This is a genomic window from Nonomuraea fastidiosa (assembly GCF_042751225.1).
GTDB lineage: Bacteria > Actinomycetota > Actinomycetes > Streptosporangiales > Streptosporangiaceae > Nonomuraea > Nonomuraea fastidiosa.
This window is the reverse complement of record NZ_CP170570.1, coordinates 7,955,655-7,973,227: the sequence shown is the minus strand read 5'-3', so window position 1 is coordinate 7,973,227 and position 17,573 is coordinate 7,955,655. Positions and strand designations below refer to the sequence as shown.

Sequence of the window (17,573 nt, the reverse complement as noted above, 5' to 3'; positions counted from 1 at the left end):
CATCGGGGACCTTAAGGAGTACCGTGCCCACGCCCTTGCACGACCATCATCCGCGCCCGCTGCTGGCCCGCGCCGGCTGGCGGGACCTCGGCGGCGACTGGCGGTTCGCCTACGACGACGGCGACGTCGGCCTCGCCGAGCACTGGCAGCGCCGCGATGACGTGTTCGACCAGACGATCACGGTGCCCTATCCGCCGGAGTCCCCGGCCAGCGGCATCGGTGACACCGGCTACCACCCGGTGCTGTGGTACCGCCGCACCGTCGAGCTGGAGCCGCCGCAGGCGGGCCGGCGGGTGATGCTGCGCTTCGGCGCCGTCGACTACCGGGCCGACGTGTGGGTGAACGGCGAGCACGTCGCCTCCCACGAGGGCGGCCAGACCCCGTTCGGCGCCGACATCACCGACGCGCTGTCCGCCGGCGGCCGGCAGGTGATCGTCGTCCGCGCCGTCGACGACCCGCACGACCTGGAGCAGCCGCGCGGCAAGCAGGACTGGCAGGAGCGCCCGCACGTCATCTGGTACGAGCGCACCAGCGGCATCTGGCAGCCGGTCTGGCTGGAGGAGGTGCCCGCCGACCACGTCGAGCAGCTCCGCTGGACACCCACCGGAACACCGGGGGAGGTCGATCTGGACCTGCGGCTGGCCCGCCGCACCACCGGGCCCGTTCAGGTGTCGGTACGGCTGGAGCTCGACGGCCGCGTCCTGGCCGAGGAGACGTCCACCGTCACCGGCTCCCGCCTGCGTACGCGCCTGGTCGTGCAGGACGGCGACCACGACGCCGAGCCGCACCATCTGCAGTGGACGCCCGAGCAGCCGACCCTGTGCCAGGCGACCATCACCGTTTACGGCGAGCCCGTGGACGTCGTGCACAGCTACGTCGGGTTCAGGACCGTCGGCACCGACGCCCGGTCGTTCCTGCTGAACGGCTTGCCATACCGGCTGCGGATGGCCCTGTCGCAGGGGTACTGGCCGCAGTCGCACCTGGCCGCCCCGGACGCGGCGGCGCTGCGCACCGAGGTCGAGCTGATCAAGCAGCTCGGCTTCAACGGCATCCGCGTCCACCAGAAGGCCGAGGATCCGCGCTTTCTGTACTGGTGCGACCGGCTCGGCGTGCTGGTGTGGGCCGACGCGGCGGCGTCGTACTCCTTCAGCCCGCGCTCGCTGGCCCGCACCACGCGCGAGTGGATCGAGATCGTCGAACGGGACGCCAGCCACCCGTGCGTCGTGGCCTGGGTCGCGTTCAACGAGAGCTGGGGCGTGCCGCAGGTGGCGCGCTCGGCCGCGCAGCGCGACGCCGTACGCGGCCTGTACCACCTGATCAAGGCGCTCGACCCGAGCCGGCCGGTGATCGGCAACGACGGCTGGGAGTACGTCAGCGGCGACCTGCTCGGCGTCCACGACTACACCCACGATCCCCAGACCATCCGCGACCGCTACGCCGCCCGCCTGCAGGACACCGTCGCCGCAGGGCGGCCCGGCGGCCGGGCGCTCGCGCTCACCGGCGACGTGCCCGCCGTGCCGGTGGTGCTCAGCGAGTTCGGCGGCTTCACCTACGCCCCCGACGACCCCACCACCTGGACCGGTTACGGCGTCGCCGACTCGCCCGAGCAGCTCCTCGAACGGCTCGGCGCGCTGCTGGAGGCCGTGCACGAGGCCGGGGATCTGGCGGGGTTCTGCTTCACCCAGCTCACCGACACCGGACAGGAGCGCAACGGACTGCTGACCGAGGACCGCAAACCCAAGGCCGACCCCGACTCCATCGCCCGCATCATCCGCGGCCGGAGGTGACCCGCGCCCGGTGAACAAAGGAATGAGGTCATGAGAAGACCGTTAAGGACCCTCGCCACCTTCGCGAGCGCCGTGCTGCTCAGCACGGCGCTCGCCGCCCAGCCCGCCCACGCCGCCGACGCCACCGTCACCGCCGACTTCGCGGTCTCCGCCGACTACCCGCTCGTCAAGAGCAAGTTCGGCCTGTTCAACAGCGGGTACGTGTCACTGGCCCGCTGGGAGCGCGACGCCGCCAAGATGGCGGCGCTGCGGCCGGCGCGGGTGCGCTGGGAGACCATGTGGGGCAACGAGCAGCACGACTGGACCCCCATGGTCACCGGCTCGCCCGACGACCCGCAGTACCACTTCGAGCAGATCGACCGGCTCGCCGACCTCATCAACGACGCCGGCGCCCAGCCGGTGCCCGCGCTCACGTACACGCCCGGCATCCTCAAACCGCCCGGCGGCAACTGGAACGACCCGCCGACCGACCCCTCGGTCTGGGCCACGAAGATCGTGCCAGCGCTCGCCGCCCACTGGAAGGAGACGGGGCGGCGGGTCGGCTCGTACGAGATCTGGAACGAGCCCGACCTGCCCGGCGTGTTCTGGACCGGCACCCAGGAGCAGTACCTCGACCTGTACCGTGACGCCTCCCGCGCGCTGCGCGCTGCCGACCCCGACGCCTACGTCGAAGGACCGGCGCTGTGCTGCGTGGGGTGGAAGACCGAGTTCGTCAACCGCGTGCTCGCCGACGACCTGCCGCTGGACGGTTTCTCCTTCCACGCCTACACCGACGCCACCGACGGCAGCCTGGAGAACAACTACCAGGCGGCCACCGACTCGGGCCTGACCGCGTACCGGATGGCCACCGTCGACGACAACCTCAACGAGTACAACTGGTCACACGACTTCACCGTGCCCACCGACGTGATCACCCACCGCGGGGCCGCCGAGCTGCTGAAGAGCTTCAAGGCGCTGCTGGCCAAGCCGTGGATCACCCACGTCGAATGGGCACAGTTCCAAGACCCGGTCTGCCCCACCACCTGCGACGTCATCGGGCTGCTCGACCGTGACGGGCACGTGCGGGCCTCGTACAACGCGTTCAAGCTGTACGCCGACATGCCCGTGGCCCGCAAGCAGCTCACCATCGACGGTGCCGTCGACGGCCTGGCCTCCTCCGACTCCCACAAGTCCGGCGTGCTGCTCTGGAACACCTCCGGCAGCGCCCAGGACGTCACGGCCGCGCTGGACAACGTGCCCTTCGCGAACGGCAACTTCCGCGTCTACCGCATCGACGCCGAGCACGCCAGCTACGAGGACAACCCCGCCAACGAGACCCTCACCCCCGTCGAGCGGCAGCTCGGCGTCTCCACCGCCGGTCTCACCTGGTCCGGCACCATCCCCGACCATGGCATCGTCTACCTCGAGGCCGAGGACGGCACCGGCACCTCGTCCCTCGACCCGGTGAACGTCGGCACCGTCGTACGCGACCTGCAGTACATGCCGAACCACGGCAAGAAGAGCTACGCCAGCTTCGACCGCCGCACCTGGACCGCCGAGATCGGCATGAGCACCGAAACCTGGGCCGACGCCGCCGCCGGCGTCATCGCCACCGACCTCCCCGACACGTTGCGCATCCGCGCGGAGAGCACCGGCACCTTCCAGAACCTCGACGCCAACAGCCTGCACGGCGTACGCATCGACTTCGAGACCGCCTCCGGCTACACCAAGGGCGTGCTCCTGCACGGCGGCCTCTACGACAGCACCCGATCCGCCCCCGTGCCCTGGGGCACCAAGCGGCAGGCCGATGAGGTCATCCGCGTCACCGACTTCTCCGACTTCACCGTCAACCTGCCCGACCTCGCCCCGCCGGGCTGGACCGGACGCGTCACCATGAGCTTCCACCAGCAGAACACCGGCCCCGGCACCCGCACCACGTTCACCGTCCGGCCCGCGTAGCACTGAGATTTGCGTGCGTCCTTCCCGCCGCGCCGAGTTACGGCGGGAAGGACGCACGCATGTGTTCCGCCCGATACGCCGCTCGCGGCGAGAAGAGCGTCAAGGTGGTGCGACATCGAGCCACCACGTACACCGCCCGGCCGCACCCTACCCACCACGCGTCACCCTGACGCCCGCGAGGAACAAGAAGGCTAGAGTGCCGCCTATGGCAGGAAGGATGACCGCGAGAGACACCCCTCGTGGCCTGGGCATCTGCACTACCGGCGGACTGCTGCAAGAATCTTGCCTGAGGCCTGCCGGAGCCCCTGCCTGACCTGCGTTTACTTTGGGGCCGCTCATCACCCTGGAGGGATCGCAACACCCGCTCCCACACATCTACAGGGAGCCGGATGGTGGCCGCTCATCACCCTGGAGGGATCGCAACCGTAGCGAGTATGAAGTGCCCCGGCGCGGCCGGAGGATCGTTAGCGATGACCACGGCAATCGGTGCCGTCGCCGGTGGCGCCGTGAGTCTCCGGGCGCGTTGAGGGCAACGGCGGCCACGAGGTGGCGGTGCGGACCGTGGCCGCCGGCCTCAGCATCCTTTCTCCTGCCGCACTTTGGCGTAGTGGCGGGCGGCTCGGGCGCGGTTGCCGCAGCCGGGTGAGCACCACTCGCGGCGGGTGATGTCGCGGACGAAGTGCAGCACGCAGCCGGGGCCGGGGCAGGCGCACAACTGGTGGCGGAGCGGCCCGGCGAACAGTACGACGGCTTCCTCCGCCATCTCGGCGATGGCGGCCGCGACCGGGCGGCCCGGGCTGGGAGCCGACGCCTCGCACCGCGGCGGAAACCCCGGCTTCGTCACGGTCACCGGCGGCCGAACCCTGACCTGGCCCGACTATGCCGGCAACGCGATGTACATGACGCTGGGCAACCTCGAACTCGAACCGCGCTGCGGGCTGCTGTTCCTCGGCTGGGACGACGGCCACGCCCTCCACCTGACCGGCCGCGCCCGCGTCGACTGGGACCCGGAGCGGGCGGCCTCCGTGCCCGGGGCGCAGCGGCTGATCGACTTCGAGGTCGACCAGGCGATCGAGGTGAGCGGCGCGATCCCGCAGCGGTGGTCCTTCGGCGGATACTCCCGCTTCAACCCCGCGTGAACACCATCAAGCAGACCCGAAAGAGAACCATGCGTGTCCATGTCGACATGAACCTGTGCCAGACCCACGCCCCATGCGTGTTCGCCGCGCCGGAGGTGTTCGCCCTCGACGACCACGACGAGCTGGTGTACGACGCCACGCCCGCCGATGCGCTGCGGCCCGCCGTCGAGGAGGCGGCCCACGCCTGCCCCGTACAGGCCATCATCCTCGAGGGGACCTGATCGTGCCCGGCCGCATCGCGATCGCCGGCGGCGGCCTCGCCGGGCTGTCGGCCGTGCGAGAGCTGCGCCGCCTCGGCTACGACGGCCGGATCAGCGTGGTCGGCGCCGAGCCGCACCGGCCCTACCGCCGTCCGCCCCTGTCCAAGGAGTACCTCCTCGGCGACGACACCGGCCTCGCCCTGCCCGGCGCCGGCGAACTCGGCGTGACCTGGCTGCTGGGCCAAGCCGCCACCGGCCTGGACCTCACCGCCCGCCGGCTGCTGCGCGGCGCGCAGGAGCCCGTCCCGTTCGACGCCCTGGTGATCGCCACCGGAGTGCGTCCCCGCATCCTGCCGGGCATCGACGGCCTTCGCGGTGTGGTCACCTTGCGCACCCTCGACGACACCCGCACCCTGCGCGGCGCGCTCGCTGGCCGTCCCCGTGCCGCCGCCGCCGGAGACGTCGCCCGATGGCCGTCCCCCATGCTGGGAGGGCGGCTGATCCGTGTGGAGCACTACGGCAACGCCGTCGCTCAGGGCGCCCACGCCGCACGCGCGCTGCTCGGCATCGCCGGCCGCTACGAGCCGGTGCCCTCGTTCTGGTGCGACCTGTACGGCCACCGGCTCAGATCCGTCGGGCTCACCGGAGCCGGCTACGAGTCGCGGCTCCTAGCTCACGAACTCGATGGCCGGGTTCTGGCCGAATACCGCCACAACGGACGGGCGGTCGGCGCTGTGACCGCCGGCTTCCTGCACCGGCTGACCACCTACCGCCACCTGCTGACCGAATCGACCAAGGAGCACGCATGACCCGTCCCCCTGTCCCGCCCTTCACCGCCGAGACGGCTCGGGCCAAAGTCCAGGCCGCCGAGGACGCGTGGAACACCCGCGACCCGCAGCGCGTGGCACTCGCGTACACGCCGGACTCGGTCTGGCGCAACCGCGACGAGTTCATCACCGGCCGCGACGAGATCATCGCCTTCCTGACCCGCAAGTGGGCGAAGGAACTCGACTACGCGCTCCGCAAGGAGCTGTGGGCGTTCACCGGCGACCGGATCGCCGTCCGCTTTCAGTACGAATGGCACGACGCCGACGGCCGGTGGTGGCGCAGCTACGGCAATGAGCTGTGGGAGTTCGACGCCGACGGGCTGATGCGGCGGCGCGAGGCCAGCATCAACGACCTCCGTATCACCGCCGGGCAACGACGCATCTTCGGCCCGCGCGGAGCCGGCGTCCAAAGCCCGTCCCTCCTGATCGCTCAGTCTTGACGGGCCCTGCGGGGAAGGGTTCGCGGATGCTGCGGGCGCCGGTCGAGATGATCACCTCACGACCTCCCACAGCCGTACCGTCGCATCTGCGCTGCCCGTGGCCAAGAGCCGGCCGTCGGGGCTGAACGCTACGGCGCCGACGACGTTGGTGTGGTCGGTGAGAGGCCCGCCGATAGGGCTGCGAGTGGCCACGTCCCACAGGCGTACGGTTTGGTCCCTGCTGCCGGTTGCCATCGGGACTGAAGGCGATGGAGAGGATGGAGCCCTCGTGACCCGCGAGATGGCCGATCATGGTGTCGTTGTCCGCACGCCACAACTGCACTACGTCGTCGGCGCCCACCGCGTCATCGACGTCCAGCTCTGCGTTGCTGGCCAAGATCGTGCCGTCAGGGCTGAAGGCCACCTCGCCCAAGGACCCGTTGTAAGAGGTGAGGGGTTCACCGATCGGGGTGCGAGTCGCCACGTTCCACAGGCGCAAGGCGTCGTCGCGAGTAGCCAGGATCTTCCCGTCAGGGCTGAACGCCACAGAGCCAACGAGGCCGGTGTGGGCGGCCAGGGGCTCGCCGATGGGGTCGCGGGTGGCCACATCCCACAGGCGCACGGTTTTGTCCCCGCTAGCGGTTGCCAGCATCGTGCCGTCAGGGCTGAACGCCACACAGTAGACGGCGTGGTCGTGGCCCCTGAAAGGCCCACCGATCGGGGAGCGGGTGGCGACGTTCCACAACCGTATGGTCTGGTCATGGCCGCCGCTTGCGAGGATCTTGCCGTCGGGGCTGAATGCCACGGAGCTGACGGCGTCGGTGTGGTCGGTGAGGGGGCGGCCGATGGGGGTGCGGAGGGCCACATTCCACAGACGTACGGTTTTGTCCTCGCCGGCGGTGGCCAGGATCTTGCCGTCGGGGCTGAACGCGACCGTGTAGACGCCGTCGGAGTGGCCGGTGAGCGGCTCGCCGAGAGGGACGGCTGGGCTGCTTCCCACGATGGCGTGGTACAGGGCCGGTACGGCGGCGGCCAGCCCCACTCCGCCCAGCCCGAACAGGAGACGGCGGCGAGTGAGAAACCGCCTGCATTCGGCTGTCGGTCTGAAGGCGACGGCGGGAGGACGGCAGTGGGGGAGGGCGCCGGTTCGGGCCCCTGCGGAGCCGGAACCTGCTCGGTCGGGAACAGTGCGGTCGATTGGGCAGGCGGCTGGTGTTGCTGCCGGCTCTGCGGCTGATTCTGGGCGAGCGGGACGAGCTGGGCACGGAGCTGCTCGGCGGTCGGGCGTTGCGCGGGGTCGCGGGTGAGCAGTGCCCTCAGCACCGGCTCCAGAGGACCGGCGTGACGAGGCGGGGCGGGCTCTTCGGTGGCGATGGCGACGAAGATCGCTGCGGCGGTCGGCGCCTGGAACGGCGGGTGGCCTTCGACCGCGGTGTAGAGGGTGGCGCCGAGCGACCAGAGGTCGGAGGCGGGTGTGGCGTCCTGACCGCGTACTTGCTCGGGCGCCATGTAGGCGGGGGTGCCCAAGATGGCCCCTGACATGGTTAGGGTCATCTCGCCTTCGACGGCTGCGATGCCGAAGTCGGTCAGGACGACACGGTCGTTCTCCAGCAGGACGTTGGCGGGCTTGATGTCGCGATGCGTGATGTCGGCCTGGTGCGCCGCTTGCAGGGCGTCCAGCATCTGCAACCCGATCCGCGCGACCCGATGCGGCGGCAGGGCACCCTCTTTCGATAACAGATCGGCCAGGGAGTGCCCGCGTACCAGCTCCATGACGATCCAGGGGCGCCCGTCGTCGCCGGTGACCCGGTCGTGCACGGTGACGATGCCGGGATGCTTCAGCCGGGCGGCGGCGCGCGCCTCCCGGCCGAGCCGGGCGATCCAGACCTGCCGCGCAGCGTCGTCCAGCTGCTGGGGGAGGCGCAGTTCCTTGACGGCCACCTCTCGGTCGAGTTGCTCGTCGTGGGCTCGCCAGACCGCCCCCATGCCGCCTTGCCCCAGGAGGCCGATGAGACGGTACCTGCCTGCCAGCAGGCGTCCGGATGCGATGTCCGCCTCTCGGTGCGGCTCCTTCTCATGCAGCGAGTCCAAGGCGTGCCCCCTCGCAGGAACTCGTGTCCGATCGAAGATCAGATCATCTCAGAAATCTCCCAGCGTGGCGGCGAGACGCCACTGCGGGACCTGCTCGGTGATCACCTGCTGGACCTGCTGCTGGAGCGTTCACGCGACGGCTCTGGCGGGCTGCGGCCGACCGGTGAAAGCTCGGTGCTCGGCAGACCGGTCAAGGCGGTGCTGGAACGCGCGCTGGAGACCGAGCTCATCAGGCAGCAGCCGTTGAAGCTACGGGCCTCAGCGCGAGGGCCGGGCACGTGCGCGATCACCTCGTGGCGGTCGTCACCCCGCGTGCCGCGCGTGGCCGGGTCGTGAGCGCCGCCGTCAGGATGTGATGAAGGCCAGCAGGTCGGCGTTGAGCTGCTCGTGGTGGCTGGCGAAGACGCCATGGCCGGCGGTGGGGTATTCGACGTAGCGGCAGCCGGGGATGAGCTTGGCCGTACGGCGGCCGGTGACGTCGATCGGGGCGGAGAAGTCGGCGACGCCGTGCACGACGAGAGTCGGCACCGTGATCTTCGGGAGCGTGTCGCGCAGGTCGGCGGTGCGCACCACCTCCTGCCCTTGAGCACCGCCCACGGCGACGGCCGCAGGCACAGCCCCATCATCCAGTCGATCATCGCCGGGGAGACCTGCGGGTTGAGGTGGCTGGCGAAGAACGCCTGCGCCTGGTCGGCCAGCGCCTTGGGCCGGTCGGCGCGGAACTTCGCGGCCGCCGCCTCCACCGCCTGCGCGGGCACGCCCTCCGGGTTGTCGTCCGACCGGATCAGGCACGGCAGCATCGTGGATACCAGGGCGGCGCGGGCGACCCGCTGCTGCGCGTGCCGCACCAGGTAGTGGGCGACCTCGACACTGCCCAGCGAGTGCCCGACCAGCGTGGCCCCTTCCACGCCGGTGTGGCGGAGCAGGGCGGCCAGGTCGTCGGCGAAGGAGTCGAGGTCATAGCCGGTGGACGGACGGTCGGAGCGGCCGTGCCCGCGCCGGTCGAAGGCGATGCAGCGGTAGCCCCGCTCGACGAAGTAGGGGATCTAGTACTCCCACATGTCGGCGTCCAGCATGACCCCGGCCACGAAGACGATGGGCTCGCCCTCGCCGTAGTCCTCGTAGGACAGTCGCGTGCCGTCGAAGCTTTCGAAGAACATGCTCCCCCTTGAGAATCGATCAAGAATCGTACGCGGTGGCGAGGGCGTGGAAGGCCGCCTTAAGGTGCAGGCTCCTGTCCTGGTCGATGCGGACGAGCCCGTAGGAGGCCAGGTCGAGGTCGTAGCTCGGGTCCGGGTGGTGCGGATACCGGTAGCCGGCGAACGTGTACCAGAAGGCGGTGTCCACCCCCTCCTCGTCGAAGATGCGCAGGAGATCGCGCAGGTAGGCGGCCTGACCTTCCTCGTCCCGCTCGTAGGAGCCGTTGAGCCGCCACGGGTCCTGCGTACGGTCGACGACGAGGAAGCCGGTGCCGCCCCGGTCGGCGGCGCCCCGGTAGGTGCAGCAGCCGAACTCGGCGATCGCCACGGGGCGGCCGTGGCGGTGCAGCGCGCGGATCTCGTCCCGGTAGGTGGCGGCGTTGCCGGCCGCGCGGTAGGCGTCGGCGGCGACGTAGTCGAACGGCGTCCAGTCCACCCGCTCGAACGGCACCGACGCGTAGGTGACCTTGCCGCCGAACCGTTGACGGACCGTGGCGACGGCCTCGGCAAGGAAGGCGTTGATGCGCTCGGGCAGGGCCTGGAGCAGGCCGGGCAGCTCGGGACCGCGCCCGGCCACGAGCGCGATACGGGTGAGGAAGTCGTCGCCGGGCAGGAAGCCGTGCGCGAACAGGCTCAGCTCGCCTCCGGTGACCAGCACCACCTCGGCCCCGCCGCGGCGGAGCTGCTCGGCGCGGTCGGCGCAGTCGGCGAGCAGCGGCAGCAGCTCCTCGGCGGTCAAGTCGCAGGGGAACGGCGAGTACCACACCTCCAGCCCGGCCTCGGCCGCCTCGTGCGCCGCGAGCGTCAGCCGGTCGGGGTTGCTGCCGGTGACGCGTACCGCGGTGCAGTGCAGGTCGCGGGCGATGGTCCGCATGTCGCGGCGCACATCAGCCGGGTCGAACGTTTCCCGCGACCAGCCGTCCGACACGGCGGTCCCGGTGTCGTAGTGGACGCCCTCACCGCGCACGGGACACCTCCGCGACCGCCATCTGGATGCGGCGCCTGCGGTACCACATCACCCAGACGGCCAGCAGGACCACGGTGACGACGTGCAGTGCCGTGGACAGACCCGCCATGGTGTCGATGGGCAGCAGGTAGACGAGCACGACCGGTGCGACGGCGTCGAGCAGCAGCCCTGCGCCGATCACCATGCTGAGCACGAAGAAGTGGCGGCGGAAGGCGGGATCGGCGTGCCAGCGCTCCTCGAGCCGTACACGCGCGGCGTCGTCGGCCGCGTTGAGACGCCGGATGAGCGCGTACACGATCGGCTTTCCGATGAGGCAGGAGCCCACCAGCAGCAGGCCCGCCGCGCCGGCCAGAACCGACTCCCTGGCCAGCAGGATCCTGGGGTCTCCGGTGAGCAGCGACACGGCGAGCAGCAGCAGGAAAATGACGCTCACCAGGGCGGCGAGTCCGTTCAGTCGCCGCCGCACCACGGCGACGTACGCCACCCGTATCAGGGCGGCGAGCCCGCCCGCCGCCAGGGCGGGCAGCGCTTCCATGCCGAGCGCCCGGCAGAGGTAGAAGACCACGGCGGGCAGCCCGGCATCCCACAGCAGTCCCGCGACGAGCCGGCGGTTGTCCATGTGCATGACACCTCCTAGATCAGGCTGGGAACGCTAGGGGCGCCTCGTCCGGGTGTCCTCAACCCGCGGCATGAGATCGCGCGATCTCCACCCTGGGGTGGAGATGCGCGGCGAGGTGCGGCGATATCGGGTTCCTGATCGGTGGGGGAACGAAATCACTATTGGGCAGGGCGGAAGCGGCTCTGCTTCGCTGCCGGAGCATCACAGCACCCGCCCGAGAAAGACGGATCCTTCGATGCCCGGCACGTCTCGCCGTCCCCTGCCGGCCGCCGCCGCCCTCACACCACCGACGGTGGGCGAGAAGGCGGCCTCGGCCGCCGTGCTAAGAACCGCGCAGGACTACTACGACCGCGCCGCCGAGCACGCGCGCGTACCTGTCCTCCGGGCGCGCCGCGGCCGCCGTGATGCGGAAGCCGGGGGGTGGACGTCGAGCTGAACAAAACAAACCACGGCGGCGCCGACTACGGCCTGGCCCGCGTGGAGCAGCTGCGGGCCGGGCCTTCATCGGCGCGGATCCCGTTCGTCATCGGCTCTCGCGAGGCGCAGCGCTTCATGATCACAGGGGCGGACAATGACGAGAACCGGCACCCGTCACTTCAGAGCAAGGTGTTGAAGCCGTAGAAGACGATGCGCTGGTCGTCGTCCAGCTCTTCCTCCAGCTCCTCGATGTACTCATCGAATTCTTCATCGTCCAGCTCCTGGCCGACGCGGCTCGCGGTACCGCGTGCGAGATCGATGAGCACACAAGCGTCTTGGGGGAGCAGCGGAGGTTCGAGCCGGGGCCAGGTGAGGTTGTCCCAGCCGATCGTGACCTGCACCTCCTCAGGCCGCTTGCTCACCAGCTCGGGATCACCGCTCCTTCAAGGTCGAGCGTGGAGAGATGCTCGTACCCGCTTCCCGGCTTGGGGAGACCGCCGAGCTTTCGCCCCTGTTCGTCGAAACGAAACTCGGTGAAGCCGGGGATCCTCACCGTCGTCAGTGGATAGACGGGCTGTTCCCAGGCACCTCACCGTGCTGGTACACGCGTAATTCGCAGGTGTCATCGGGCCCGCCGATCCAGTGGCCGTCCCTGACATAGCGAGCGGCCGCCTGCATGACAGCGGCCTGATCATTACTGACCTTGACGAACTCCCAACCGCCGCCGCCCTGTATGAACGATCCTTCGAACAAGTAGAAGCTGTGCATCACACTCCCGGGTGTCTTGTGAACCTGGCTGCCGACATCTGGGTGACATCTGTGCTCGTGCGGACCGGATCACAGTCTGACGGTTGGGAATCCGCCCGGCATCACGACGTGTCGCCGCGTGCGGATCGGGCTTGGGCTTCGGGCACCGGCGCCACCTCACCACGAACACCGGCCGGTGTCGCCGCCGATCGACATCGTTCCGAGCGGCAGCGGGTCGCTGCGCCGGCGCGTCCTGCCGATCCGGTGCGACTCGCTGCGGCAGGCGAAGGCGTTGGCGAATTGGCCGAGCACGACGGCGGCTTGGCGGTCATCTTGACGTTCCGGTGTTGGGGATGGACGAAAGCCGTCGTGGCCGCGAAAGAGGCGGTCACCCAGCTGATCACGACGGAGACGACGCCGAGCTGGACGGCGGCTCGCAGGCAGGCTGTCAGCACCGCGCGCCCGTGACCGAGACGGCCCAGCCACGCCACCAGGGCGCCTAACGCGGCGAGAGCCACCAGCGCGATGGGCAGAACAGGGGTGAGAGAGATCAAGGAAGAAGAACGCGCACCCGGAAGCGTCCCCGTCGCGGCTCTGCCGCCACGTGGTCTGCCCGGGCTCGGGACACACGTCTCCGTAGCCCGACGACCAGCCGTCCCGGCCCGCATCTCGGCGGCACGGTGCGCCTCGCTGCTACGGATCTTCAGCGCCCGATGACCATGGGCTCGCATGACTGCTGGATGGAGGTGGCCGGGGTGGGGTTCCGCTGTGCGCGAAGGCGGCGGGATCTGGCCGCGTTGTCTCCCTATCGTGTGGGGTATGGCCACCTCCATCCAGCAGCCGGCGTCCATCTCGTCGCTACGTCCCAAGGCCGATCGGGCCGCCGACAAGCCCGCTCCGGCGCGCGAGCCGCTGTGGCGGGAGGTGCTCGGTGAGTGCCTGCGGAGCCTTCGCCAGGAGCGGGGCGAGAAGCTGAGCGAGACGGCGGCGCGCGCCGGAGTCTCGCCGCAGTACCTCTCCGAGATGGAGCGCGGCGTCAAAGAGCCGTCGAGCGAGATGATCGCCGCGGTCGCAGGCGCGCTGGATGTGACGCTGGTCGATCTGACCCTCGCGGTCGCGGATCGGGTGCGGTCCACTCAGGTCGGCGAGGTGCGGTCCGCTCAGGTCAGCGCTATGCGGTCCGGCCAGGTCACCGCGGTGCGGTCCGCGAAGGTCAGCGCGCGGTACGGCGCCGTCTGCTCGGCCGCGTACGCGCTGGCGGCGTAGCGGTCGGCAGGATCACGCGGCCGGCAGGATCACGCGGCCGGCAGGATCACGCGGCCGGCAGGATCACGCGGCCGGCGGCCTTACGGGCGGCGTTCCCCGAAGATCTCGTCGATGAGCCCGTATTCGAGAGCCGCGGCCGCGGTGAACACGCGGTCGTGATCGGTGTCGGCGCGCAGGGTCTCGACGGTCTGTCCGGTGTGCCGTGACAGGATGTTTTCGATGTCCGCGCGGACCCGTACGACCTCGTCGGCCTGCAGGATGAGGTCGGGGATCGGCCCGCGCCCCTGAGCGGCCGGCTGGTGCAGGACCACGCGGGCGTGGGGGAGCGCGGCACGCTTCCCCTCGGCCCCCGCGGCGAGGAGAACGGCGCCGACTGCCACGGCCTGACCCACGCAGGTCGTCGAAACGCGCGGGCGGATGTGGCGCATGGTGTCGTAAATGGCGAGCATCGCGCTCGGATCCCCGCCCTCGCAGTTGATGTAGAACTGGATTTCGGCGTCGGGATTGTCCGCCTCTAGGAAAATCAGCTGCGCGATGATGGTGTTGGCGACGCCCGCGTCGATGGCGGTGCCGAGATAAACGATCCGCTCGGTGAGCAGGTGCGAGTAGACATCCATGATCCGCTCGCCGCGCGGATTCTGCGCGATGACGTTCGGAATCGTATACGAGCTCACTTACCCGCTCCTTCGGTGATGCTGAATCCGGGCTTATGGCGATTGCGCGGGGCGATTTCGTCGAAGTTCTGCACGATGGAGTCGATGAAGCCGTAGTCGAGCGCTTCCTGCGCCGTGTACCAGCGGTCGTGCAGCGAGTCCTCGAAGATCCGCTCGAAGGGCTGGCCGGTGTCCTCGGCGATGAGGCCGAGCACCGTGTCGCGCGTGTGCCGCAGGTCGCCGGCCTGCAGCTCGATGTCGACCGCCGTGCCGCCGATGCCCGCCGAGCCCTGGTGCATCAGGACGCGCGAGTGCGGCAGAGCGCGTCGCTTGCCCTTGGTCCCCGACGACAACAGGAATTGACCGGCGCTGTAGGCGATTCCTAGGACGAGCGTGGACACGTCGCAGGGAATGAGACGCATGATGTCGCGAATCGCCAACATGGAGGGGACCGAGCCGCCGGGGGAGTGAATCCACAAAGCGATATCGGCCGACGGGTCCTGGGTGGCGAGCGCCATCATCTGCGTGGCCAGCAAAGTGCCGTTGTCGTCGTCTAGTGGGCCGTCGAGAACGAGAACTCGCTGCTCGTAAAGCTCGCGCCGCATTCGCTGGTTGAACAGCGGAACACTTGATTTTTCGCTCATGCGTCCATCATGGGCGGCGTTCATGGGCCCAATCGACCGAATCTGCCTGGGGCAGATCTGCTCTCAGCAGCGTGGAAGGACGATCTTCGATGGCCGTTGCGACGTAGGCTCGACGGATCCCCGGATGTTCCTCCGGCGCTTATGGCGGAGAGCGGCGCTGTCTTTGAACGTGACGGCGTGGCGCGCCCGAACGCTGGTGATCAAGCGCCACCATCGGTCCGTCGGCCCGGCCCGCCGGGGAAGGGTTCGCAGAGTTCGGAGCTCACGGGTACGGGCCGCACGGCCGCCGGGTCGCCGAGGACATCGTGGAGCAGGTACGCAGGTGGGACCGCGACCACCGGAACGGGCCAGGCCCGGCGTTCTCCGTCTGGCCGATCGACGTCCCCGAGGAGGCGCTGCCCGAGGGGGCCGTCATCACGAAGCGTCACTCCCGCGTCTCGATCCTCGCTCCTGAGGTGAGCGGCCGGTCGATCATGTACGGCGGCGACACCACTGCGGCGGCGGTGAGCGGATGGCGGATGGGAGACACCGTCTGTGCCCATCCGGATGATCTGCCCGATCAGGGCTCGGTACAGGCGTGCACGCCGTGGTGCCACCATTCCATTCGACCCAGCCGGGGCACAGAATGCGCACGGCATGATGGAGATGTCGCTATCTGGACGGGCCACAGCGCAGAGAGCGGGCACCGGGGCGGGGCAATCCCGTTCCGTAGCCGCCCCGCCCCGCAGAGGCATGAGCGCGCACCTCAGCCGAATGCGGCCTCGGTGACCGGTGCCCACTCTCGCCACTCGCGCAGCCGCTCGGCGTAGATGGCTTCGATCTCGGGGAGCGTGTTGCCGAGGACGAGCCGCCGGGGCGGCTTCTCGGTGTCGGCGAGCAGGAGGATCGCGTCCGCGGTCGCCGCCGGGTCGCCGAGCACCCATTCCTTGGCGTCGGTCACCTCGTGGACGGCGGCGTAGTCGGGGTGACGCTCGGCGGTGCGCAGGCTGGTGGCGCCGGCGAAGTCGGTGGCGTACGGGCCGGGCTCGACCATGGTCACGTGCACGCCGAATGCGGTGACCTCCTGGGCCAGCGACTCGGACAGGCCCTCGACCGCCCACTTGGAGGCGTGGTAGGCGCCGATCGCGGGGTAGGCGCGTACGCCGCCCTCGCTCGTGATCTGCAGGATCCGGCCGGAGCGCTGGGCTCGCAGCACGGGCAGGACCGCTTGGGTGACCCAGACGGTACCGAAGAAGTTCGTCTCCATCTGGGCGCGCAGGTCGGCCTCGGTGAGCTCCTCGACCATGCCGAAGAGGCCGTAACCGGCGTTGTTGACGACGACGTCGAGCCGCCCGAACCGCTCCACGGCCCGCTCGACGGCCTCGAAGGCCGCCTTCCTGTCGGTGATGTCGAGGGGCAGTGCCAGGACGTTGTCGCCGTAGCGGCGTACGAGCGGGTCGAGCGCGGTGACGTCACGGGCGGTCGCAACGACTCGGTCGCCGCGCCGCAGCGCGGCTTCCGCCCACAGGCGGCCGAAGCCGCGCGAGGCACCGGTGATGAACCAGATCTTGGACATGATTTCCTTCCCCCCAGGTTTTCCTGCTTTCAGCATGCGTACGCTTCAGTCATTCCACAAGCGAGGCTTTCGCACAGGAGGCATGCGGACTTCGCATGGCTAAGCTGGATCGCATGGCGGAGTTCACCGTTCCGGCGCTGCGGGTCGTCCACGCCGTCGTCGGCACCGGATCGTTCACGGCGGCCGCTGAGCTGCTCGGATACACGCAGTCGGCGATCTCCCGGCAGGTGGCGGCCGCGGAGTCGGCCGCGGGGACGCCGTTGTTCGTCCGGAAGGCCCGTGGGGTGGAGGCGACCAGGGCGGGCGAGGCGGTCGCGCGGCGGGCAGCGGCCGTGCTGGCCGAGCTCGACGCGCTGGGCCGGGAGCTGGCCGCGCTCGCCGACCCGCTCGCCGAGCAGGTCACGCTCGGCGCCTTCCCGACCGCGACCTGGTCGCTCGTCCCCAAGGCCGTGGCGGCGCTCCGCAGCGAGCACCCCGAGCTGGCCGTCGAGCTGCACGAGGCGTCCAGCCCGGCGCTCCTGCGCCAGGTGCGGGCGGGCGGCGTCGACGTCGCCGTGATCGCCGTCGGTCAGAGCCTGCCCGACTACGACCTGCACGACCTGCGCACCGAACGCCTGATGACCGGCGGCATGGGCATCGTCGCCGTGCCGGAGAATCACCGTCTCGCCGGACGGTCGCGCGTCTCGGTCGAGGATCTGTCCGGCGAGCCCTGGATCGTCGGTACGGGGCCGCGCGGCGACCCGCAGTTCGGTGCCTGGCCGACGTTGCCTGAGCCCCGCATCGCCCACCGCATCCGCGACTGGAACGCCAGGCTCGGCTTCGTCGCCGCCGGGCTCGGAATCACGACCGTCCCCCGGATCGCCGTCTCCGGCCTGCCCGCCGGGATCGCCGTCGTCGAGGTGGACGACCCCGCCTATGCCGGGCGTACCACCCTGGCCGTGACCAGGCCAGAGCCGTCTCCAGGGCAGCGCGTCGTCATCGCGGCCCTGCGAGCCGCGGCCGAGTCCGCATGACCCCGTGCAAGCCTCCGGCCGGTTCTCACCGAGTACTGGGGTTGATCGACGAGGGGAGCAAGGCCGGTGCGTCGCAGACGGGCGCGTCGTGC

The 17,573-nt window shown here is 70.1% G+C and carries 22 protein-coding genes and 3 pseudogenes; 10 read left to right on the top strand and 15 right to left on the bottom strand.

What is annotated here, in order from left to right:
• Window positions 1–23 precede the first annotated feature (23 nt).
• Both ACFMQL_RS36850 and ACFMQL_RS36845 read left to right on the top strand, forming a co-directional pair.
• Window positions 24–1,787, top strand: coding sequence for a glycoside hydrolase family 2 protein (locus tag ACFMQL_RS36850; RefSeq protein WP_378789425.1), 1,764 nt, complete (start codon window positions 24–26; stop codon window positions 1,785–1,787).
• A 30-nt stretch (window positions 1,788–1,817) separates the two neighbouring features.
• Window positions 1,818–3,725 carry a hypothetical protein gene (locus ACFMQL_RS36845; protein ID WP_378789423.1) on the top strand — a complete coding sequence of 636 codons (1,908 nt, stop codon included), beginning with the start codon at window positions 1,818–1,820 and terminating at the stop codon, window positions 3,723–3,725.
• A gap of 574 nt (window positions 3,726–4,299) precedes the next feature.
• On the opposite strand, the gene ACFMQL_RS36840 is transcribed toward ACFMQL_RS36845, so the two are convergent.
• Window positions 4,300–4,488, bottom strand: a complete 189-nt coding sequence (locus tag ACFMQL_RS36840) for a CGNR zinc finger domain-containing protein (protein WP_378789421.1) — start codon at window positions 4,486–4,488, stop codon at window positions 4,300–4,302.
• A 7-nt stretch (window positions 4,489–4,495) separates the two neighbouring features.
• Between ACFMQL_RS36840 and ACFMQL_RS36835 the strand changes: the two genes are divergently transcribed.
• Genes ACFMQL_RS36835 through ACFMQL_RS36820 form a run of 4 tightly spaced genes read left to right on the top strand, consistent with a single transcriptional unit; the run spans window position 4,496 to window position 6,331 of the window.
• The gene (locus ACFMQL_RS36835; protein ID WP_378789419.1) at window positions 4,496–4,864 is read left to right on the top strand and encodes a pyridoxamine 5'-phosphate oxidase family protein; all 369 of its coding nucleotides are present in this window, start codon (window positions 4,496–4,498) and stop codon (window positions 4,862–4,864) included.
• 29 nt (window positions 4,865–4,893) lie between these two features.
• Window positions 4,894–5,085, top strand: a complete 192-nt coding sequence (locus tag ACFMQL_RS36830) for a ferredoxin (protein ID WP_378789417.1) — start codon at window positions 4,894–4,896, stop codon at window positions 5,083–5,085.
• A 2-nt stretch (window positions 5,086–5,087) separates the two neighbouring features.
• Window positions 5,088–5,873 carry an FAD-dependent oxidoreductase gene (locus ACFMQL_RS36825; RefSeq protein WP_378789415.1) on the top strand — a complete coding sequence of 262 codons (786 nt, stop codon included), beginning with the start codon at window positions 5,088–5,090 and terminating at the stop codon, window positions 5,871–5,873.
• Entirely contained in the window at window positions 5,870–6,331 is a 462-nt protein-coding gene (locus tag ACFMQL_RS36820) for a nuclear transport factor 2 family protein (protein WP_364070520.1), read from the top strand. Before ACFMQL_RS36825 ends, ACFMQL_RS36820 begins: the two co-directional genes overlap by 4 nt.
• A 51-nt stretch (window positions 6,332–6,382) precedes the next feature.
• On the opposite strand, the gene ACFMQL_RS36815 is transcribed toward ACFMQL_RS36820, so the two are convergent.
• The 3 genes and pseudogenes from ACFMQL_RS36815 to ACFMQL_RS36805 all read right to left on the bottom strand — a co-directional run.
• On the bottom strand, window positions 6,383–6,565 hold the full coding sequence (locus ACFMQL_RS36815; protein WP_364070632.1) for a hypothetical protein: 183 nt from the start codon (window positions 6,563–6,565) through the stop codon (window positions 6,383–6,385).
• 241 nt (window positions 6,566–6,806) lie between these two features.
• A pseudogene (locus ACFMQL_RS36810) lies at window positions 6,807–7,310 on the bottom strand (WD40 repeat domain-containing protein); the annotation flags it as partial.
• A gap of 314 nt (window positions 7,311–7,624) precedes the next feature.
• Window positions 7,625–8,296, bottom strand: a pseudogene (locus tag ACFMQL_RS36805) (serine/threonine-protein kinase); the annotation flags it as partial.
• A 108-nt stretch (window positions 8,297–8,404) separates the two neighbouring features.
• On the opposite strand from ACFMQL_RS36805, the gene ACFMQL_RS36800 reads away from it, so the two are divergent.
• Complete coding sequence (locus ACFMQL_RS36800) at window positions 8,405–8,737, top strand: hypothetical protein (protein ID WP_378789412.1); 333 nt, start codon at window positions 8,405–8,407, stop codon at window positions 8,735–8,737.
• A gap of 9 nt (window positions 8,738–8,746) precedes the next feature.
• On the opposite strand, the gene ACFMQL_RS36795 is transcribed toward ACFMQL_RS36800, so the two are convergent.
• From ACFMQL_RS36795 to ACFMQL_RS36775, 5 genes and pseudogenes are all read right to left on the bottom strand, one after another.
• Window positions 8,747–8,971 carry an alpha/beta fold hydrolase gene (locus tag ACFMQL_RS36795; RefSeq protein WP_378789410.1) on the bottom strand — a complete coding sequence of 75 codons (225 nt, stop codon included), beginning with the start codon at window positions 8,969–8,971 and terminating at the stop codon, window positions 8,747–8,749.
• Window positions 8,972–9,051: 80 nt separating this feature from the next.
• A pseudogene (locus ACFMQL_RS36790) lies at window positions 9,052–9,414 on the bottom strand (alpha/beta fold hydrolase); the annotation flags it as partial.
• A gap of 33 nt (window positions 9,415–9,447) precedes the next feature.
• Entirely contained in the window at window positions 9,448–9,561 is a 114-nt protein-coding gene (locus tag ACFMQL_RS36785; RefSeq protein WP_378789408.1) for an alpha/beta fold hydrolase, read from the bottom strand.
• Between the two features lie 19 nt (window positions 9,562–9,580).
• The gene (locus ACFMQL_RS36780) at window positions 9,581–10,567 is read right to left on the bottom strand and encodes a hypothetical protein (RefSeq protein WP_378789407.1); all 987 of its coding nucleotides are present in this window, start codon (window positions 10,565–10,567) and stop codon (window positions 9,581–9,583) included.
• Window positions 10,557–11,192 carry a VC0807 family protein gene (locus tag ACFMQL_RS36775; RefSeq protein WP_378789405.1) on the bottom strand — a complete coding sequence of 212 codons (636 nt, stop codon included), beginning with the start codon at window positions 11,190–11,192 and terminating at the stop codon, window positions 10,557–10,559. The genes ACFMQL_RS36780 and ACFMQL_RS36775 overlap by 11 nt, the downstream gene beginning before the upstream one ends.
• A gap of 414 nt (window positions 11,193–11,606) precedes the next feature.
• Here ACFMQL_RS36775 and ACFMQL_RS36770 point away from each other — a divergent pair, with 414 nt between their 5' ends.
• Window positions 11,607–11,807: a hypothetical protein gene (locus tag ACFMQL_RS36770; RefSeq protein ID WP_364070535.1), complete on the top strand. Its 201-nt coding sequence runs from the start codon at window positions 11,607–11,609 to the stop codon at window positions 11,805–11,807.
• Here the strand turns inward: ACFMQL_RS36770 and ACFMQL_RS36765 are convergent.
• The 3 genes from ACFMQL_RS36765 to ACFMQL_RS36755 all read right to left on the bottom strand — a co-directional run bounded on the left by ACFMQL_RS36765 (window position 11,783) and on the right by ACFMQL_RS36755 (window position 12,662).
• Window positions 11,783–12,025 (bottom strand): hypothetical protein, encoded by a 243-nt coding sequence (locus ACFMQL_RS36765; RefSeq protein WP_364070538.1) that lies wholly within the window; start codon window positions 12,023–12,025, stop codon window positions 11,783–11,785. The two genes, ACFMQL_RS36770 and ACFMQL_RS36765, sit on opposite strands and share 25 nt — an antisense overlap.
• A gap of 136 nt (window positions 12,026–12,161) precedes the next feature.
• Complete coding sequence (locus tag ACFMQL_RS36760; protein ID WP_364070541.1) at window positions 12,162–12,371, bottom strand: hypothetical protein; 210 nt, start codon at window positions 12,369–12,371, stop codon at window positions 12,162–12,164.
• 156 nt (window positions 12,372–12,527) lie between these two features.
• The gene (locus ACFMQL_RS36755) at window positions 12,528–12,662 is read right to left on the bottom strand and encodes a hypothetical protein (RefSeq protein ID WP_364070544.1); all 135 of its coding nucleotides are present in this window, start codon (window positions 12,660–12,662) and stop codon (window positions 12,528–12,530) included.
• A gap of 507 nt (window positions 12,663–13,169) precedes the next feature.
• Between ACFMQL_RS36755 and ACFMQL_RS36750 the strand changes: the two genes are divergently transcribed.
• Window positions 13,170–13,616, top strand: coding sequence for a helix-turn-helix transcriptional regulator (locus tag ACFMQL_RS36750; RefSeq protein WP_364070546.1), 447 nt, complete (start codon window positions 13,170–13,172; stop codon window positions 13,614–13,616).
• An 80-nt stretch (window positions 13,617–13,696) separates the two neighbouring features.
• On the opposite strand, the gene ACFMQL_RS36745 is transcribed toward ACFMQL_RS36750, so the two are convergent.
• From ACFMQL_RS36745 to ACFMQL_RS36735, 3 genes are all read right to left on the bottom strand, one after another.
• Window positions 13,697–14,290 (bottom strand): ClpP family protease, encoded by a 594-nt coding sequence (locus tag ACFMQL_RS36745; RefSeq protein WP_378789402.1) that lies wholly within the window; start codon window positions 14,288–14,290, stop codon window positions 13,697–13,699.
• The gene (locus ACFMQL_RS36740) at window positions 14,287–14,913 is read right to left on the bottom strand and encodes an ATP-dependent Clp protease proteolytic subunit (RefSeq protein ID WP_364070551.1); all 627 of its coding nucleotides are present in this window, start codon (window positions 14,911–14,913) and stop codon (window positions 14,287–14,289) included. The genes ACFMQL_RS36745 and ACFMQL_RS36740 overlap by 4 nt, the downstream gene beginning before the upstream one ends.
• Before the next feature lie 745 nt (window positions 14,914–15,658).
• On the bottom strand, window positions 15,659–16,468 hold the full coding sequence (locus tag ACFMQL_RS36735; protein ID WP_378789400.1) for an SDR family NAD(P)-dependent oxidoreductase: 810 nt from the start codon (window positions 16,466–16,468) through the stop codon (window positions 15,659–15,661).
• A gap of 95 nt (window positions 16,469–16,563) precedes the next feature.
• Here ACFMQL_RS36735 and ACFMQL_RS36730 point away from each other — a divergent pair, with 95 nt between their 5' ends.
• A complete protein-coding gene (locus ACFMQL_RS36730; RefSeq protein ID WP_364070554.1) occupies window positions 16,564–17,481 on the top strand; it encodes a LysR family transcriptional regulator in 918 nt (305 codons plus the stop codon).
• Window positions 17,482–17,573 lie beyond the last annotated feature (92 nt).

Coding starts and splice junctions, on each gene's coding strand:
- ACFMQL_RS36820 (WP_364070520.1), top strand. CDS start 5,870: ATGACCCGTCCCCCTGTCCCGCCCTTCACCGCCGAGACGGCTCGGGCC.
- ACFMQL_RS36775 (WP_378789405.1), bottom strand. CDS start 11,192: ATGCACATGGACAACCGCCGGCTCGTCGCGGGACTGCTGTGGGATGCC.
- ACFMQL_RS36785 (WP_378789408.1), bottom strand. CDS start 9,561: ATGTTCTTCGAAAGCTTCGACGGCACGCGACTGTCCTACGAGGACTAC.
- ACFMQL_RS36730 (WP_364070554.1), top strand. CDS start 16,564: ATGGCTAAGCTGGATCGCATGGCGGAGTTCACCGTTCCGGCGCTGCGG.
- ACFMQL_RS36830 (WP_378789417.1), top strand. CDS start 4,894: ATGCGTGTCCATGTCGACATGAACCTGTGCCAGACCCACGCCCCATGC.
- ACFMQL_RS36735 (WP_378789400.1), bottom strand. CDS start 16,468: ATGTCCAAGATCTGGTTCATCACCGGTGCCTCGCGCGGCTTCGGCCGC.
- ACFMQL_RS36835 (WP_378789419.1), top strand. CDS start 4,496: ATGGCGGCCGCGACCGGGCGGCCCGGGCTGGGAGCCGACGCCTCGCAC.
- ACFMQL_RS36750 (WP_364070546.1), top strand. CDS start 13,170: ATGGCCACCTCCATCCAGCAGCCGGCGTCCATCTCGTCGCTACGTCCC.
- ACFMQL_RS36840 (WP_378789421.1), bottom strand. CDS start 4,488: ATGGCGGAGGAAGCCGTCGTACTGTTCGCCGGGCCGCTCCGCCACCAG.
- ACFMQL_RS36760 (WP_364070541.1), bottom strand. CDS start 12,371: ATGCACAGCTTCTACTTGTTCGAAGGATCGTTCATACAGGGCGGCGGC.
- ACFMQL_RS36845 (WP_378789423.1), top strand. CDS start 1,818: ATGAGAAGACCGTTAAGGACCCTCGCCACCTTCGCGAGCGCCGTGCTG.
- ACFMQL_RS36740 (WP_364070551.1), bottom strand. CDS start 14,913: ATGAGCGAAAAATCAAGTGTTCCGCTGTTCAACCAGCGAATGCGGCGC.
- ACFMQL_RS36815 (WP_364070632.1), bottom strand. CDS start 6,565: ATGGCAACCGGCAGCAGGGACCAAACCGTACGCCTGTGGGACGTGGCC.